The following is a 15,867-nucleotide window of genomic DNA, read 5'->3' on the forward strand; positions in this document are numbered from 1 at the left end:
GCATGGCTCAGAAGGATGACAACACCGTTCCCGAGACCGCGGGCGGTAACTCCAGCCCGTTCACCGCCTGGTGGTTCATCGCCGCCGGCTTCGTGGTCCTGGTCATCGTCGGCCTCATCGTCGCGTTGTTCCTGCCGCAGCAGAGCCGAGAGACGGCTCCGGCGACCACGACGGAGTCGGCGGCCGCCGGCGACGGGGCGCCCTCGAGCGCACCCGTCGCCGGCGGGACCGGCGAACCCGCCAGCGACACGTGCAACGTGCCGGTGAAGGACACCTCGATCCCGACGGAGGGGCCCAAGGCGGAGTGGGTGCCGGACGGGTACGTGCTGGTTCCGACGTCGAAGACGTACGGGCCGGTCGCGAATGGTTCGAAGTGGGGCTGCTTCGCGCACTCGCCGACTGGTGCGCTGTTCGCTGCGGCGAACTTCATCGACGGTGTCTCCGGCGGCGAGTACGCCGCCTTCGCGAAGGAAGCCGCGGTCGACAACACGGCCCGGGACGCGTGGATCGCGGGTGAGGACCCTGACCTGCACACCCAGACCGGCGGCGACGTCGCCCAGTTCTCCGGCTTCCAGTTCATCGGCACCGACGATGACGCCGTGACCGTGCGGATCTCCGCACAGCAGGGCAGCACTGTCGGGGCGTGGACAGTCGCGCTGGTGTGGGACACGACCGCGCAGAACTGGAAGGCGGACCTCGGTACGAGCGACCTCACCGTGGCAGAAGTGACCAACCCGCAGGCATTCACCGAGTGGTCAATGGACGACGGGGGAGGCGATCGGTAGTGGCTGACAAGTGCCATTTCTGGCAGGTCGGCTGCAAGCTGCAGAACGCTGCCGATGACCAGATCACCCAGTGGGTGAAGAGCCTCGCGGAAGCGGGCCTCGACTTCCTCAAGGTGATGAACACGTTCTGGCTCAACGCACCGTCGCCGACGGTGCAGGACAACACCGTCATCGACACCCTGCAGAACAACCTCCACTGGTTCACGGCTGGTTTCGCCGTCATCGGGCTCCTCTTCGCGCTCGGGAGGATCGGCTTCACGAGGCAGATCCGCTCCGGCGGCCGCGGGTTGAAGATGATCGTGCACCTGGTCCTTGTGCAAGGTGTCTCCGCGGCACTTGTAACGACGCTGATCAAGTCCACCGATGACTTCTCACCGTGGATCGTCAACAAAGTCACGGGGCACGATCTCGACCTGTCGCAGGTGCTGTCGGTGCAGTTGATCATGCAGCCTGGGATCGGGCCGGGCATGATGATGGCCCTGTTCGGCTTCGTCGGCGCGATCGCCAACCTCATCCTGATGATCGTGCGCGCAGTGATCATCTCCCTGATCTTCGTGTTCCTGCCCTCGCTGGCTGCCGCGTCCGAGAGCGAAATGGGCGACCAGGCATATCGGAAGGCGCAGGGGTGGTTGTGGGCATTCCTGCTCTACAAGCCGGTCGCCGCCATCATCTACGCCTTCGGGTTGCTCTCACTGCGGGGTGAGCCGGTCAAGGACCTCAGCACGGCCGGTACCGCTCTGATGGCGACGACACAGGGAGTCGCGACGCTCGCGCTGGCCGGACTGGCGCTCCCAGCGATCATCAAAGCGATCGTTCCGATGGCAGCCCAGGGTGTGTCCGGGATGTTCTCCGGCGGCGCGGTTCTCGCGGGCGCTGCGGCGACCGGCGCAGCGATCGTGACCCTTGGTGGGTCCGCCGCAGCCGGCGGTGCGGCCGCGGCAGGGGGTGCCGCATCCGGTGCCGCTGGCGCCGCCGGTTCCGCCGGCTCGGCGGGCTCCGCTGCGGCAGCCGGGGCGACCCCTTCACCCGCTGCAGCTGCTGGGTCCGCCGGTTCTTCGAGTGGTGGCGGTGCAGCCGCTGGAAGCAGCTCGGCCGCGTCGGCCGGTTCCAGCGGCCAGTCAGCCGCCGGCGCGGGCGCCAGCTCCCCGCAGACCCAGGGCGGGACGGCTGGCGGAGGCCAGGGGGCATCGACGTCGAACGGCTCCGCTGGTGTCGCCGGTCCCTCCGGCTCGGCCGGGAAGGACGGTTCGTCGAGTGGCGGCGGCCCGGATTTGACCTCGATCGCAAAGGGAGCGAACGGGGCAGCAGGCGCAGTGAACAGCGCCGTGGAAGGAGAAGACCAATGAGCGATCAGAGCTATCAGGCGCCGACGTACGGCAACATCACCCCGCCCGGAAAGCAGGGGTTCTGGGGCCTGTCGTTGGGCGTTCTCGGCATCGCCGGGTTCCTGCTGTTCATGGTGATGATCGCCACGATCGTCACCCAGTACATCGCCGCTGGCGTCCTCGCCCTGCTCGCGATCGCCGTGGTGATTGCGTCGGTGTTCAAGGACAAGAGCGACCGCACGATCTACCAGAGAGGCGTCATCCGCATGTTCTTCCGCAGCCGCGAACGCCGCGGCGACACCGTCCTCGTCCAAGGCCCGGCGGGCCGGGCACCCGATGGCCGTACGCGGCTGCCCGGGCTGCTCGCGCCGAGTGAGCTCAGCGAGCACGTCGACAGCTACGGTCATCGGTTCGGTCTCATCCGGCTCCGCGGGGTGAAGCACTACACCGTGGTGCTCGAGGTGTTCCCCGACGGCGACGCCCTCGTCGACGCCGAACGGGTGGACTCGATGGTGGCCCACTGGGGTGCGTGGCTGGCGGCGCTCGGCGAGAGCGGAGACATCGTCGGTGCGTCCGTCAGTGTCGAGACCTCCGAGGAGACCGGGCAACGCCTCGAGCGGATGGTGAACGGCAAGCTCGATGAGACCGCGTCTGACTACGCCCGCGTTGTCGCGAAGTCGTTGCCGGAGGAAATCCGCGCGAACACGCCGATGGTGTCGACGCGCATCGCGATCACCTTCAGCGGCCGCGGCTTCGACAAGGAAGGTTCCGATCAGGGCCTGCAGGCGATGGCGGCGGAGATCGGTGCGCGTCTGCCGATCCTGATGGTCGACCTCGGTTCCACCGGCGCCGGCAGCGGCGTTCGTGCCTGCACGGCGCAGGACATCGTCGATCACGCTCGAGCGGCGTACGACCCGATCGTGGCGCCGGCAATCGAACAGGCACGCGCAGACGGCGGCACCGGCCTGACGTGGGCGGACGCAGGCCCGGTGTTCCAGCGCGAACACATCGACCGGTACTACCACGACCGTGCCGTGTCGAAGACGTGGGAGATGCACGTCCCCCCGACGGGCACGTTCCGCTCGAGCTCGCTCGGCGCGGTCCTGCGCCCCGTCTCGGGCGTCCTCCGCAAGCGGGTGACGCTGCTGTACCGGCCCGTGTGGGACAAGGACGCCGTCGACGCGGTGGGCAAGGAAGGCAGCAACGCGGAGATGGTCAACAGTGCCAAGTCCACCGCGGCGCAGCGGCGCCGGCTCCGTGCCGCCCGGCAGAGCGAGGAGGAGCTGCAGGACGGCGCCGGCCTGCTGTTGTTCGGGTTGCTCGTGACCGCGACGACCACCAACACTGCCGAGTTCGCCCGGCTCGACAAGGTCATCCCGGGGCTGACCGCTCGTGCCGGCCGACTGCGGATGCGAGAGGCGCTGGGTAATCAGGCCGTCGCGTTCCAGGCAGGTCTCCCTCTCGGCGTCGTACCGATGGCCCACGCCCCGCTCGGCCAGTTCATTCAGGAGTGGATCTAATGCCCACACGTACCGCGCTCGGCCTCCGAGCAACAGAACAGGACCTGCAGGACGGGATGCAGCTGACGCGCCGCGAGGCTCGCCGGCTGGACCGGCAGGTGCGTCGCATGTCAGCAAGCGTTACCGGTGTCGCGTCCGAGAAGCGATCGCTGCGTGACCGGATCTTCGGCGAGGCCAAGGACCAGCAATCCACGTCAGCGACCCCCGGCCCGAAGGGCTGGATCATGCCCGGCGCCGGGCGGGTGAACCACATCGAGCCGCAGCCGGAAGGATTCGGTACGAGCGTGCACGTGTGCGGGCTGTGGCCGTTCGCGCTCGGCGCCGGTGCACCGATCGTCGGGGTGCCACTGGGCCGGCACCTGCTGAACGGCTCCACGGTGTGCGCGGATCCGATCTCGTGGTTCCTGACCAAGCGGATCAACAACCCGTCCTGCTTCATCATCGGCCGACCCCACCTGGGCAAGAGCGCCCTGACGAAGCGGATCATCACCGTGCTGCGCGCGTGGGGCGTGCTGCCGATGGTGCTCTCCGACACCAAGGGCGAGTATTCCGACCTCATCAAGGAGCTCGCCGGTCAGGTGATCCGGCTCGGCCGCGGGCAGTCGGCAGTCAACCCGCTCGACTTCGTCGACATCATGGCCGAGCTGCGGCAGATCGGCGAAGGCATCGAAGATCCTGCCGCTCGTGCGCAGGCAATCAAGCGTCGTGACGAGGCGCTCGAGGAGATGCGCGGCCGCCGGATGACGACGTTCATGGGGCTACTCTCGATCGCCCGGAACGGTCGACTGGAGAACCACGAGTCGAACGTCATCGCGGCAGCGCTCGCGATGCTCGACGACCGGTTCACCGAGACGGCGCCGCTGATCGAGGACGTTGCCGCGCTCATCCGGTCACGGCCAGAGCGTCTGTCCGAGATCGTGCAGGACCGCGGTGACGAGGAACGGTACCGGGACCGCACGGAAGCACTTCTCGACACCCTCGGCACCCTGACTGGCACCGGCACGTTCGGAGGGATGTTCGCCCGTCCCACCACCGAGCGGGTGGAGATGGGGCAGGCGTTCTCGTTCGACCTGTCCGCGATCCCCGAGTCCGAAGTGGAGCTCCTGGGCGCGGTGCAGTCGGTGTGCTGGAACTACGGCTCCGCACTGGTGTCGGCACAGAAGCACCTCTCCGAAGCGGGCCTGCGACGTTCGCAGCACTACTTCCTCGTGATGGACGAGCTGTGGTTGGCGCTGCGGGCCTCGAACGCGATCGTGTACTACCTCGACTCCCTCACGCGGCTGAACCGTCAGCGGGGCATCGGGCAGGCGATGATCACCCACACGATGGACGATCTGCGGCTCTCCACCGACGAGCTGACGAAGATCGCGTGGGGGTTCGTCAGCCGGTCCGCGATGGTGTTCCTCGGTGGGTTGTCCGAGGGGGAGATGGGCAACCTGGCCACCGTGTTCAGCATGACCAAGCGGGAACGGGGCATGATCACCGACTGGTCCGGCGAGGGCTCGGACACCGGCCCAGACGGGGTCACGGCGGAGCCGCCCGGCCGTGGGAAGTTCCTGCTGAAGATCGGCAAGAGGCCAGGGACCCCGTTCAAGCTGCACCTCACCGCCCGGGAGATGGGCACGAACGACACCAACGGCAGCTGGAGAGACGACCACGAAGCCGGCTACGACACGGTGGGAGCGGCAGCATGAGCGTCAGCGCGCGGCAGCCGAACCGGCGCCCGCAGCCGGGCAACGAGATGGGGCCGACCATCGGGCTGGCCTGCGCTGCGGGCGGGACGGTCGGTCTCGGGTTGATCGCGTGGGCGGGATCGCTGGTGAACCCGTCCGTGCAGGCGATGCCGAACCACGGACCGTCGCAGGTGCTGACGGGATACCTCGGCGGGGATCTCGATGTGACGGTGCCGCAGGTGCTCGTGACCGGGATCCTTCTCGGCGCCGGCGCCGGCATCGTCGGGTACAGCGTGTGGATGTTCCGCGGGTTCACCAAGCAGGGCACCCGGATCGACGGGAAGGCCCAGTACATGGCGGGCCGGGACGAGGCGATCGAGTTCTACGAGGCGGCCGCGACCGTCGATAGTGAACGGCTCCGCGCGACCGGCGCCGGGATCGGTGTCACGCTCGGCACGCACGTGAACACGAAGGAGAAGCTGTACGCGTCGTGGGAGTGGGTGCAGATCTGGCTCATGGGACCTCGAGCGGGAAAGACGAGCTGCGTGTGCGTTCCGCAGATCCTCGAAACCCACGGGCCCGTGATCGCGACGAGCAACAAGCGGGACATCGTCGACATCACCCGCGGGCCGAGGTCAGAGACCGGCGTGGTGTGGGTGCATGACGTGCAGGACATCATCGGCGAAGCACCCTCGTGGTGGTGGAACCCGCTCACGTTCGTGAGGGACATCCAGACCGCGGAGAAGCTGGCGGACATCTTCATCACGTCGTCGACGTCGGCCGGTGCGAAGCAGGACGCCTACTTCGAGTCTGCCGGCAAGGAGACGCTGTCCCGGCTGCTGCTCGCTGCGGCCCTCGATGAGCGGCCGATCACGGACGTGTTCAAGTGGGCGAACAACCCCGACGACGAGGACGACCCGGCGCTGCTCCTGATCCAGCACGGTGAAGCCCACCTCGGTGAAGCACTCGGGAGCACGCAGGGGCTCACCCCGAAGCAACGCGACGGTGTCTACGGCACCCTGCGGCCTTGGATCGGCGTGCTCGGGATGCGCAGCGTGGCCCGGTGGATCACCGACAACGGCACCGACCGGCCCCACCTCAACACCGAGACATTCGTGACCTCGACCGACACCATGTACCTGATCTCGAAGGAGGGTGGCGGGTCCGCTCGCGCGATCACCGGCGCCCTGACGATGGCGCTGCTCGAGGCGGCCGAGCGAGTGGGCTCCCGGCAGGTCGGTGGACGCTTGACCACACCGCTGATGGCGGTCCTCGACGAGGTCGCGAACGTCTGCCGGTGGCGTGAGCTGCCCGACGTGTACTCGCACTACGGCTCCCGCGGCATCATCATGTCCGCGTTCTTCCAGTCCCGCCAGCAAGGCGTCGAAGCGTTCGGCGAGACCGGGATGGGCAAGCTTTGGTCAGCCGCGAACGTGCGCGTCGTGGGCTCTGGTCTGTCGGAGGACTTCCTGGAGTTCGTGTCGACGTCGATCGGTGACTACGACGTCGTCTCCACGTCCCGCAGCACCCAGATCGGCGGGACGTCGACAACCAGGTCCCTCCATCGTGAGCGGATCCTCGACAAGGCCGATCTGACCGCGATGCCGAGGGCCCGCGCCGTCATGCTCGCGTCGCAGACACCGCCGGTGTTGCTGCAGCTCGACCACATCTCGCAGCGGCCCTACGCGGCCGCAGCGAAGGCGTCGCAGGAGTACTACGAAGCCCGTGCTGCGCAGCAGGGCAAACCAGTGCGTCGGAACGCCGGCGCGCGCGTCACGAGCCGGAAGTAGGTGCACTCATGGAGGGATTCGACGAGAACGAGCCCGAAGCAGCCGACGCGACGCCGAGCCTGGCGATCGAGCCGGTGTACGAGAACGTGTACGAGTTCGTCGACGGGTTCGTGCGACCGATGTTCCGCCGGAACCCGAAGCAGTACCTGTGGGCGGAGAACTGGTTCGACTACCCGGAAGTACTCGACCGGTTCGAAGCCATGTGGCGGGCATGGGAGTGGGATCGTCTCCCGGATCAAGCAGGAATGACGGCGATGGCCGCGTTCTGGAAGGACACGTTCGATCCACTCATGGACGTCATCACCAGCCAGGACGGTCCCTTCTGGCGACTCTCGGCCGAGAAGTACAAGAGCTCGCAGGCCGACGTCCCCGAGATGTTCCCAGCGCAGCGCCCTGACGACGAGTGACGACGGGCGACCGCGACCATCGTCACTCGTCGTCAGGACACTCGCGATGCAGGGTTCCGAGCCTCCATACTCAGCGGTCGCATCGCGTTCCGGTGCTGACGCCGACGCTGCGAAGCTCATTCGACAGACGATCGGACCAACAGCCCGCCGGGATCTCTAGAGCTTCTTTAACTGAAGGTACATTAAGCCCATCGCGGTACTACCCGTTCTTATCAGGGGTTTTCCTGTCTACCCCCAAACGGGTGGGGGATGAACGTGTTCCGCATCCCCATATGCTCCAGAAGCTGACAGCAATTGGTGCGGTCACTCTGAATTGGGGGGTTCGTGCGTATTCTGCTGCACGCTCCGCGCACGAGGAGGCGCAGCATCGCTGCTGCCACACTCGGCGCGCTCGCACTTGTCGGATCACTACTCGTCGCCACCCCGGCGCAGGCCATCAACGACACCGGCACCGGTGGCGTGTTCGTGCCCGCGTCCGGCCGTGTCCTGGACACCAAGGTCGGTACCGGCGGGTTCAGCACACCGATGGAGGCCGGCAAGTACCGGACCATCAAGATCGCCGGCCTCGCCGGAATCCCCGACGACGGCACCGTGGGCGCTGTGTCGCTGAACGCGACCGTCAGCGGCTCGCCCGACAACGGCATCCTCTATGGCCGTCCGGATGCGGACACGTCGCGCACGACGATGCTGGTCTACAACGACAACGCTGGGGAGTACGTCTCCAACAGTGCGATCGTCGCCGTGAGCGCAGCCGGCACCATCCAGGTGTCGACCGAGACGGCCGCACGGCTGATCCTCGACGTGCAGGGCTACTACACCGCGAACACCGACGGCACCGCCGCCGGCGGCTTCGTTCCCGTGGCTGGCAAGCGCATCGTCGATACCCGTTCCGGGCTCGGTGCCCCGAAGGCGCTGCTCGCGCCGGGGAAGAGCGTCGACATTCAGGTCACCGGCGCCAACGGTGTCCCGGCCGGCGCATCGGGCGCGGTCGTGAACCTCCTGCCGATCAACTCCACGGCTTCGGACGGGTACCTCACCCCGTACGCGACAGGGACCACCCGTCCCGACAACGCGTTGCACTACGCCCCGTCGGTGAACACGTCGATCCAGGCGCAGGTGCGGCTGTCCTCGAGCGGGAAGATGACGATCTACAACGGATCGTCGACCATCAACCTTGTCGTTGATCTGCAGGGGTACTTCACCGCCGCGGGTGCCACTGGCGCGTCATTTACACCCGGCGTTGGCCGTGTGCTTGACTCCCGGGCGTCAGGCAGCAGCATCCTCGCGAAGAACGAGACCCGCGCCATCCCGGTGGCAGGCCAAGCGGGCGTTCCCGTCATGGGTTCCGGCATCACCGCGGTCGTCCTCACACTGACCGCCGTGCACGGCGGTAGCGAAGGCCGAGCGGCTGTGTGGGCTAACGGGACGACGCAACCGGATACGACGTCAATTAACTTCCAAACTGACGAGATCCGCACCAACACCGTCACCGTTGCCCTCGGATCCAACGGCAAGATCAGCCTCAATAATATCGCCGACCCCACCGACTACGTCATCGATGTACAGGGCTGGTACGTAAATCCACAAGCGCCGACCATCTCGTGTCAAAGCCCCTATGGTGCGGGCAGTTGGGCACCGACGACTCCCGAGTCGGACATCACCTGCACCATCGTGGCGCCCCCGGCAGCAGCCAGCGATGAGCAAGCTGCGATCACTCTCGACGGCGATCTCGACAGTCTTAACGATTTGTCCGAAACCGGCACGACGACCACGTCAGTCACAATCCCGGCGCAGGGAGGCGTCCACACAATTGACGTCGAAGTCGACGACAACCTCGGGAGTCCTGTCGCTACCAACACCTACTCATTCGGACTCGGCGACTGGGCGCTCAAGCCGCTGGTCCCAACTCCCGCCGACGGCACTGAGGCAGACACAGCTGGATCGCTCGCGGCCACGCCCGCGGGCGACAACTTTGGGCCGGATACGCAGTTTCGTTACACAATCACGAGTGACCCTAATGGAGCCAGCAGCCCGGTAGCTGTTAGCGACTGGATCTCAGGCGAATTCCCGATGCCTGCCGCCGATCTCACCCCCGGCGGCGCTTACTACTGGAACGTCACCGCTCGCGGCACCAGCGGAGGATCCTCCACAATGAAGGCCATCCAGTCGCCGACGTGGTCTTTCATCGCCAGCGCAGCCCCTAAAGCCACCATCAGCTGCCCCGAGCCATATCACGATGGCAGTTGGCAGCATGATGCGCTCAGCTCCGCGGTGACCTGCTCTGTCACTGCGCCGCCGGCATACACGAATGCGGCAGATCTATCGCTGACCGTCGATGGCACCGAGGGTGACAGCCAGCCACTCAGCGCCCAGTCGTCGACGACCGCGAGCGTGACCATTCCTGCGGGCGCTGCGGCGCACTCGATCGTCGCTACAACGACCATCCATACCACCAGCGCCAGCACGGAGGCAACGCTCGGATTCGGCACGGGGCTTTGGACCAGCGGGAACTTCGTGCCATCGATCGCTGACGGCGCAGACACCGACGGCAGCGCACCCGACCTCTACGCAAACATGGACGGCGCACCCTTCAGCGATGACGTGAAACTGCAGTACACAGTTAGCACTGGGCAAGATGGGGCTGGAATCGTCGCGCAGTCCGATTGGTCTGCGCACCCGCTCTCGATCGCCGAGGGGACGCTCGTAGACGGACAGACCTATTACTGGCGGGCCGAGGCGAAGGGGCCTCTGAACGACGGGTCTGGAACCGCCGACACTGTTTCCCCCGTCTGGTCGTTCGTCGCGACCCCGGACCCGGAACTCTCGACCCCCGATCCGTTGCAAAGCAGCAGGCTGCAGGTCGCCGCAGCCTCGAGCTGTCCAAAGTGGCTTTTGATCGCAGTGCGAGGTACACATTCAGCTAAGGGATCCGGAAAATCTCGGTGGGGCCATGGCTGGACTAAGGGCGGTTTCGGTGCAAATGAGAAGCTCAGCCAGAAGCTGAAAAACGACGTCTCCGGCATCACCGTTGAGTCGTTGAATTACCCGGCCACATGGACCGGAGCCGGCGCGACCTCTCTGTACTGGAATAGTGTATCGGCAGGACAAAAAGCCCTGACCGCGGAAATGAACTCGGTTGCAAACAAATGCCCCTCCACAAAGGTGTGGGTCGCCGGTCACTCGCAAGGAGCGCAAGTAGTTGGAGACGTTCTTGCAAAGGGGAATCTTTCGAAGACTGCGAAGTTGGAATTTTGGGGAGGAGTATTTGGGGGCGACCCAACGTACTATGCTAACGAGAAGGTAGATGCCCCCGGAAACGGCGGCTACTTCGGCAAACTCAGTTCTTACCACCACTCGGTGGATAAGTTCACCGCTAAAAACAATAAGGGGAAGAGGGTGCAGCAGGTGAGATCCTGGTGCTATAAAGACGATATCTTCTGCCAGGGGCCCGGGACTTCCTTGGATGTACACAACTCGTATGCGAATGAAGCCACAGCAAAAAAGATGGAGAAGTGGTTGAGGCAATTCGCATGATGTCGCGTGATGCTCGAGGAATGCAAGAAGGGCAGCTTTCCCGAGGTGATTTACTTGCTATTTGGATTCTTTTCGCGGTGGGAATAGTCGCCGTGCTCTTCTCCGCCGGATACGTGTTCAACGAGAATCTTTACGCCTACGGGCTTTGTTGGGCAGGTCCGCGCACAGGTTGCGGCGACGGCCCCTGGTTCAGCAGCATGGGGCTGTCCCTCTTTGGCGGCATTGCCGCAGTTGCCGCTGGCGCAGTTTTGGGCCTTCGTCGTCATCGGAGAGGCCTTGTCGGCTTTTGGTTCCCTCTCGCTGCGCTCGGCGCGGTGACTGCTTTGGCAGGATTGTCACTCGTCATCCTCAGAATCACGACCCCGTTGTAGTCGGATGGCGGCGGCGGGTAGTCGCTTCATTCGCGGCCAGGGGCGGACAGGGGGGTGGTTGTCCCGTCTTTTCGTAGACCATGTGCGCACCGCGAGGCAGCTTCACGAAGGTTCCCGGATTACCTGGCGCCCTCCGGCGATCCTTCAGTACCGCATACCATGCATCAAACAACGTCCGCAGCTCGACACAGTTCACAACAATCCGATCGCCAGGAGTTCCGAGCCGGGAGGCAGCCGGCCAAGTCCACGCGCGAAGCAGAGCACAGCTCTGGACGCGGGCCTGGCGTTTCCGTAGCCATCGAGGGTCACGTGCGCGCACCGCGGGACCACAAGCACGATGCCCGCGGCTGCACGTCACTCGTCGAATCGAGTGCGCGACGATGAATCTGACATAAGATACATTATCGGCACAATATGGCGACGTAGGGCTAGGGCGTCCGGTCAACGTGAGTGCCAGGATGCAAGCATGACGAAGTCGCCGCGTGACACCCTGTGGAGCCCTCTCGGAAACCTTGCCGAGGCTGTGCGGCCGGGACAACGAGCCCTGCATGACGAGATCAAGGATCTGCGTGACCAGCTCGATGACGACGATATTCCCGCCGCCGTGCTCGCCGCCCGTGCACGCTCGTACGCGGAACGGGCAAGGTGCGAAGGGTGGATCAAAGAAGCCGTCCGGAACGCGGCCAGCATGCTTGACTGATCCGCTCGGCGCAGGCGTCAACCTTGCACGGCATGGGCTGAACCGCCTTGCCCGTGCACTCGGCCGAACGGAAACAGGTTCCTAACGACGAGACCGACTGCGGCGCACAGCGCGGCGATTGCGAACGACCCGGCGCAGATCCTGCACTTGGGCCCAGAAGGTCGGTGGGTCGGTCCCCGCAAGCCGGCGAGCGGCCTGGAAGCGGTGGTGCCGGTACCCGAGGACCGTCCCAGAGAACGCCAGCACGATGCCGCTGATGAGGAAGACGATAGAGAGGGTCACGCTCTGCTCCTGCCCCGGGTACAGCAAGGGAAGGTATCCGCCGAAGACAATTACGAACGCCCCCTCAACTAGCAGCAGCGTGCGGACGAACGACCCCCAGATCGACTCCCGCTGACGCATCGCGTACACGGCAGCGTTCTGCCGCACCACACCGACGAGCTCCCGGCGAACGGCGGCGATGCCGTCAGGCGCGTTGAGCGCCTTAGGTTCGTCATCAAGGTCATCAACGGCGTCCAGATGTCGAAGCAGCTGCACGGCATCTTCAGCGCGCTGCGCAGGTCGACGCTCACTGTTCGCTCGCGCTGCTCCAACGGCAGTCAGAATCGACAGGATCAGCGTGGCGATCCCGAGCACGATCGTCGCCACGCCCCCGACATCGGTCATGGCTTCATACCCTCGAAAGGGATTCGTTCAGTACCGCGGTCGATCACCAGAAGCCGACAGACGGCGCCGATCGGAAGACATCGATGGCGGGGTGTCACTGTCGAGTGTCTTTCGTCAGCGGGTCCGAGTGGCTTCGCGCTGACGGTTACGCAGTGCCGCCGCCGTCCTCTGCGGCTTCACCTGTCCCGTGGCCGCAGCTGACGTCAGGGACTCACGAACGGTCATCGGGTAGCTAGCATCCACCGTCGCGCGCGCCTGCTGTGCGGCCGTCAGCGGCCGCGTGACGGCTGGTACCGCCGAGACGGCACCAGCAGCCGCCGCCGATGTCGCAGGCACCCCACCGGGCACCTGCGCGACGGTGGATGCGGCTGACTGGTCGGCAGGGATCGCCGCGGTCGCGGTGGCGTCGGCACCTGCCTGCAACGCGTTCCCGTCCTGTGACTCGAGATTCGCCGACGTGAGCGCCTGCTCGCTGCCGTCGGCGAGATCCGCGTGCTTCTCCGGACTACCGACTACGGCTGCTTCCGAGGCGAGGTCATCGGCGGTGCCGGTGTCTGCGTCGGCAGACTGCTTGCGCGCTGCCACGGCATCGTCGACAGCGTCGATTAGCGCCCGCCGTCGTCCGCTCGCGTCGCCGGCGTGAGTCGTGCGGAGCTCGTCCAGGTCGATCCCGTAGCGGCGCTCGAGGTTGCCGCGGACGGTGTCGTACATGTTCTGCCCGTGCGGGACATCCGGCCCGGCAGCGACGATGACGTCCACGGTGTTGGCAACACGCTCACCGTTCGCGGTCGCCCAAAAGTCGGGGCTGCGCACGGCCTCGTGCAGCTCGCCCATGCGCTGCTGCAGGACTCGCCGCTGCTCGTCGTACTGAGTGCGCGTCGCTGCGTCCCGTTCGGCTTGCTTCCTCGACGTGTGCTCGCGAAGTTGTCCGAGGGCCATCGAGGCCGCTCGGATCACTCGATCGATTTCCTGACCGATCTCCTCTTCCGACATAACTACTCACCCTTCCCCTGCTGTTCGGTGTTGCTGGTATCAGCGGCCCTGGCCGCGATCGGTACCGCGGCCGCGGCGTGGTGCACGCGTCTTGGCTTGCGGTTGAACCGGCGCCGGCCCCTGCCGAGCCGGGTCGTTCCAGCCCATCGACTGCGCCCACCGCTCCCATGCGGCATTCGCTTCGGTCGTGGACGCGGCAAGGCGCTGCGCCTCGACGAGGGCTGCACGCTCCCGGCGTGCGTCGGCGACAGCACCCGCGGTGCGGGATGCCTGTCGGAACACTGCCGTCCATCCGGTTCGCGAGCTCGTCGACGTTGCCCGGTTCGCGAGTCTGGCGGAGTAGGCCGCGTCACCGCGCTGCACCTTCGGCTGTCCGCGACGGCCCCGCCGTGGCGGCTGCGCCTCCTGCGCCAACTCGTTCGACGTCTCTGCCAGCGGCCCGTGCACCGCGCGCTCGGTCAGCATCGACAGGCGCGCGTAGAACGCTGACGCTTCCGCCGGCGACATCGACGCCGTCTGCGGTGCCCCCGAGAAGTCCGGCAGCACGGTCTCCCCGTACTTCTCGTTCAGCTGCCGGATCTCGTCAGACGTGGGCCGCTTACCGAGCGACGACGGCATGTCTTCGAGCTGCTTCTCGACGCGTCCGCGCCGTTTCCAGAACACCACGGCGTCCCCTTCCGTTCGAGCGTCAGACTGCCACTGTTCGCGCAGTTGCCCCAGACCCAGATTCCGGTCGAGCTTCGACCCGGCGAACCAGATCGGAGACTGCCGAACGCCGTCGACGACTTCGGGGACAATCGCTGCCGAGTAGCCAACAACACGCTCACGGTCGTCCTTATCGAATCGCGGACGCACCAGCACGCGGTGCTGGCGGCACTGATCGATGAAGGACACCTCATCGGTCGCGACCGCCAACGAGGACCGCAACCGACGGCGCAGCTCGTCGCGTTGGGTAACCCGGTCACCGTCGCGGCGTGCACGCTCGAGCTCTGCAGGCGTAACACCGCGAAGGGTGGATTTGTCCTGCTCACGGGAGGCGAGCACCGTCAGCCCGTACTTATGCTCGAGCTCGTTCGTGAGTCGCTGTGCGCGACGGAAGTCGTCATGCACGCGAGCCTTCTCACCGTCCTCGCGAACCAGCGACACCGCGATGTGGATGTGGTCGTTTCCGCCGGCGGACTCGCCATGCCGGATCGCAACCCACCGGCAAGAGCCCGCGCCGTCCGGATCGGTGAACCCCATCCCATCGACGAAGTCGCGCGCGATGTCACCCCACTTCGCATCCGACAGTGGACCCTCGTCAGCCTTGATCGACAGCGACGCATGCCACACGTGCGCGTCTCGCTCCCCGACCTTCACCTTCTTGCCGGCCGCGTCGTCCCACTCCTTCACAGGCACCGTCACCCGCGTCCCGTACAGGCGACGCGGCATGTCCAACAGGTTCGCGATGTCGAGCGCGTCGTCCATCGTGAGCTCGCCGGCCGGAGCGTCGTGCACGATCGCGTCGTGGCCAGCCACGACGTGCGGGTTGGTGTGCGCATTGGAGTGGTGATGCGCCTCCCGTGTCGACTGCCCCACCAGGTACGCCAGCAGCCCGGACGCACGATCGCCGCGCGTGATGTTCGGCATCATCGGGCGTACTCCTCAACGAGGATCCGATCGATCCGATCGCACAACGCGCGGATCGCACGCAACGTGTGCGGCAGCTCACCCGCAATGCCCTCACCGGCGTTGGCCAGGCGCGCGATCTGGTTCAGGTTGTTCGAGTTCGCCGACAGTAGCCGGCGGATCGTCAACAGATCCGCGACGCGGTCGCGACGCTCGGTCGACGACGTCCCGGACGGCTCAGCCAACGCGCTCTCCAGCAGCAGCCGCGGAATCGTGATCCCGCCGGCAGCGTGCGCACGACCGACCAGCGCCGCCTCTTCCTCCGCGTTCACCATCACCTTGTGCGGGATGTTCCGCGGACCAGCACTGGTGTTCGCTCGCCGGCGCCTGGAACGCGCCCGAGCCGAAGGCACTGCCTCTGCCATCAACGCCCTCCAGCCCAGTGCAACGAACCCGCCCCAAGCGGGGACCGGTAGGCCCAGCCTGCCGCATCTG

13 protein-coding genes are annotated in these 15,867 nt (G+C 66.0%); 9 read left to right on the forward strand and 4 right to left on the reverse strand.

The genetic code is table 11. The features are described from left to right. Nucleotides 1-2 precede the first annotated feature (2 nt). The 9 genes from DEJ29_RS18070 (at nucleotide 3) to DEJ29_RS18110 (ending at nucleotide 12,105) form a co-directional block, all read left to right on the forward strand. Nucleotides 3-785 carry a DUF8175 domain-containg protein gene (locus tag DEJ29_RS18070; protein ID WP_146248387.1) on the forward strand — a complete coding sequence of 261 codons (783 nt, stop codon included), beginning with the start codon at nucleotides 3-5 and terminating at the stop codon, nucleotides 783-785. Continuing rightward, nucleotides 785-2,131 carry a hypothetical protein gene (locus tag DEJ29_RS18075; RefSeq protein ID WP_111095707.1) on the forward strand — a complete coding sequence of 449 codons (1,347 nt, stop codon included), beginning with the start codon at nucleotides 785-787 and terminating at the stop codon, nucleotides 2,129-2,131. Before DEJ29_RS18070 ends, DEJ29_RS18075 begins: the two co-directional genes overlap by 1 nt. Beyond that, the gene (locus DEJ29_RS18080; protein WP_111095708.1) at nucleotides 2,128-3,630 is read left to right on the forward strand and encodes an SCO6880 family protein; all 1,503 of its coding nucleotides are present in this window, start codon (nucleotides 2,128-2,130) and stop codon (nucleotides 3,628-3,630) included. Before DEJ29_RS18075 ends, DEJ29_RS18080 begins: the two co-directional genes overlap by 4 nt. A 107-nt stretch (nucleotides 3,631-3,737) precedes the next feature. Continuing rightward, nucleotides 3,738-5,324 carry a putative type IV secretion/conjugal transfer ATPase gene (locus DEJ29_RS18085; RefSeq protein WP_181438261.1) on the forward strand — a complete coding sequence of 529 codons (1,587 nt, stop codon included), beginning with the start codon at nucleotides 3,738-3,740 and terminating at the stop codon, nucleotides 5,322-5,324. Next, a complete protein-coding gene (locus tag DEJ29_RS18090; RefSeq protein WP_111095710.1) occupies nucleotides 5,321-7,093 on the forward strand; it encodes a type IV secretory system conjugative DNA transfer family protein in 1,773 nt (590 codons plus the stop codon). Before DEJ29_RS18085 ends, DEJ29_RS18090 begins: the two co-directional genes overlap by 4 nt. Before the next feature lie 8 nt (nucleotides 7,094-7,101). Beyond that, the gene (locus DEJ29_RS18095; RefSeq protein ID WP_111095711.1) at nucleotides 7,102-7,500 is read left to right on the forward strand and encodes a DUF4913 domain-containing protein; all 399 of its coding nucleotides are present in this window, start codon (nucleotides 7,102-7,104) and stop codon (nucleotides 7,498-7,500) included. A gap of 324 nt (nucleotides 7,501-7,824) precedes the next feature. Continuing rightward, nucleotides 7,825-11,034 (forward strand): cutinase family protein, encoded by a 3,210-nt coding sequence (locus tag DEJ29_RS18100; RefSeq protein WP_146248389.1) that lies wholly within the window; start codon nucleotides 7,825-7,827, stop codon nucleotides 11,032-11,034. Beyond that, on the forward strand, nucleotides 11,013-11,405 hold the full coding sequence (locus DEJ29_RS18105) for a hypothetical protein (protein ID WP_146248390.1): 393 nt from the start codon (nucleotides 11,013-11,015) through the stop codon (nucleotides 11,403-11,405). The genes DEJ29_RS18100 and DEJ29_RS18105 overlap by 22 nt, the downstream gene beginning before the upstream one ends. Before the next feature lie 466 nt (nucleotides 11,406-11,871). Beyond that, entirely contained in the window at nucleotides 11,872-12,105 is a 234-nt protein-coding gene (locus DEJ29_RS18110; RefSeq protein WP_146248391.1) for a hypothetical protein, read from the forward strand. An 81-nt stretch (nucleotides 12,106-12,186) separates the two neighbouring features. Here the strand turns inward: DEJ29_RS18110 and DEJ29_RS18115 are convergent, their stop codons facing one another. From DEJ29_RS18115 to mobC, 4 genes are all read right to left on the reverse strand, one after another. Continuing rightward, the gene (locus tag DEJ29_RS18115) at nucleotides 12,187-12,771 is read right to left on the reverse strand and encodes a hypothetical protein (protein WP_111095713.1); all 585 of its coding nucleotides are present in this window, start codon (nucleotides 12,769-12,771) and stop codon (nucleotides 12,187-12,189) included. A gap of 114 nt (nucleotides 12,772-12,885) precedes the next feature. Further along, nucleotides 12,886-13,764: a hypothetical protein gene (locus tag DEJ29_RS18120; RefSeq protein WP_111095714.1), complete on the reverse strand. Its 879-nt coding sequence runs from the start codon at nucleotides 13,762-13,764 to the stop codon at nucleotides 12,886-12,888. Between the two features lie 39 nt (nucleotides 13,765-13,803). Then, complete coding sequence (locus DEJ29_RS18125) at nucleotides 13,804-15,396, reverse strand: relaxase/mobilization nuclease domain-containing protein (protein ID WP_111095715.1); 1,593 nt, start codon at nucleotides 15,394-15,396, stop codon at nucleotides 13,804-13,806. Continuing rightward, the gene (mobC, locus tag DEJ29_RS18130) at nucleotides 15,393-15,704 is read right to left on the reverse strand and encodes a plasmid mobilization relaxosome protein MobC (protein WP_181438262.1); all 312 of its coding nucleotides are present in this window, start codon (nucleotides 15,702-15,704) and stop codon (nucleotides 15,393-15,395) included. Before mobC ends, DEJ29_RS18125 begins: the two co-directional genes overlap by 4 nt. Nucleotides 15,705-15,867: the final 163 nt, after the last annotated feature.

This window comes from Curtobacterium sp. MCPF17_021 (assembly GCF_003234605.2).
Lineage (GTDB): Bacteria > Actinomycetota > Actinomycetes > Actinomycetales > Microbacteriaceae > Curtobacterium > Curtobacterium flaccumfaciens.

What these genes read in the sequence shown, in the direction of transcription:
- DEJ29_RS18080 (WP_111095708.1), top strand. Translation starts at nt 2,128, where the DNA reads ATGAGCGATCAGAGCTATCAGGCGCCGACGTACGGCAACATCACCCCG.
- DEJ29_RS18110 (WP_146248391.1), top strand. Translation starts at nt 11,872, where the DNA reads ATGACGAAGTCGCCGCGTGACACCCTGTGGAGCCCTCTCGGAAACCTT.
- DEJ29_RS18090 (WP_111095710.1), top strand. Translation starts at nt 5,321, where the DNA reads ATGAGCGTCAGCGCGCGGCAGCCGAACCGGCGCCCGCAGCCGGGCAAC.
- DEJ29_RS18095 (WP_111095711.1), top strand. Translation starts at nt 7,102, where the DNA reads ATGGAGGGATTCGACGAGAACGAGCCCGAAGCAGCCGACGCGACGCCG.
- DEJ29_RS18125 (WP_111095715.1), bottom strand. Translation starts at nt 15,396, where the DNA reads ATGATGCCGAACATCACGCGCGGCGATCGTGCGTCCGGGCTGCTGGCG.
- DEJ29_RS18085 (WP_181438261.1), top strand. Translation starts at nt 3,738, where the DNA reads ATGTCAGCAAGCGTTACCGGTGTCGCGTCCGAGAAGCGATCGCTGCGT.
- DEJ29_RS18120 (WP_111095714.1), bottom strand. Translation starts at nt 13,764, where the DNA reads ATGTCGGAAGAGGAGATCGGTCAGGAAATCGATCGAGTGATCCGAGCG.
- DEJ29_RS18115 (WP_111095713.1), bottom strand. Translation starts at nt 12,771, where the DNA reads ATGACCGATGTCGGGGGCGTGGCGACGATCGTGCTCGGGATCGCCACG.
- DEJ29_RS18070 (WP_146248387.1), top strand. Translation starts at nt 3, where the DNA reads ATGGCTCAGAAGGATGACAACACCGTTCCCGAGACCGCGGGCGGTAAC.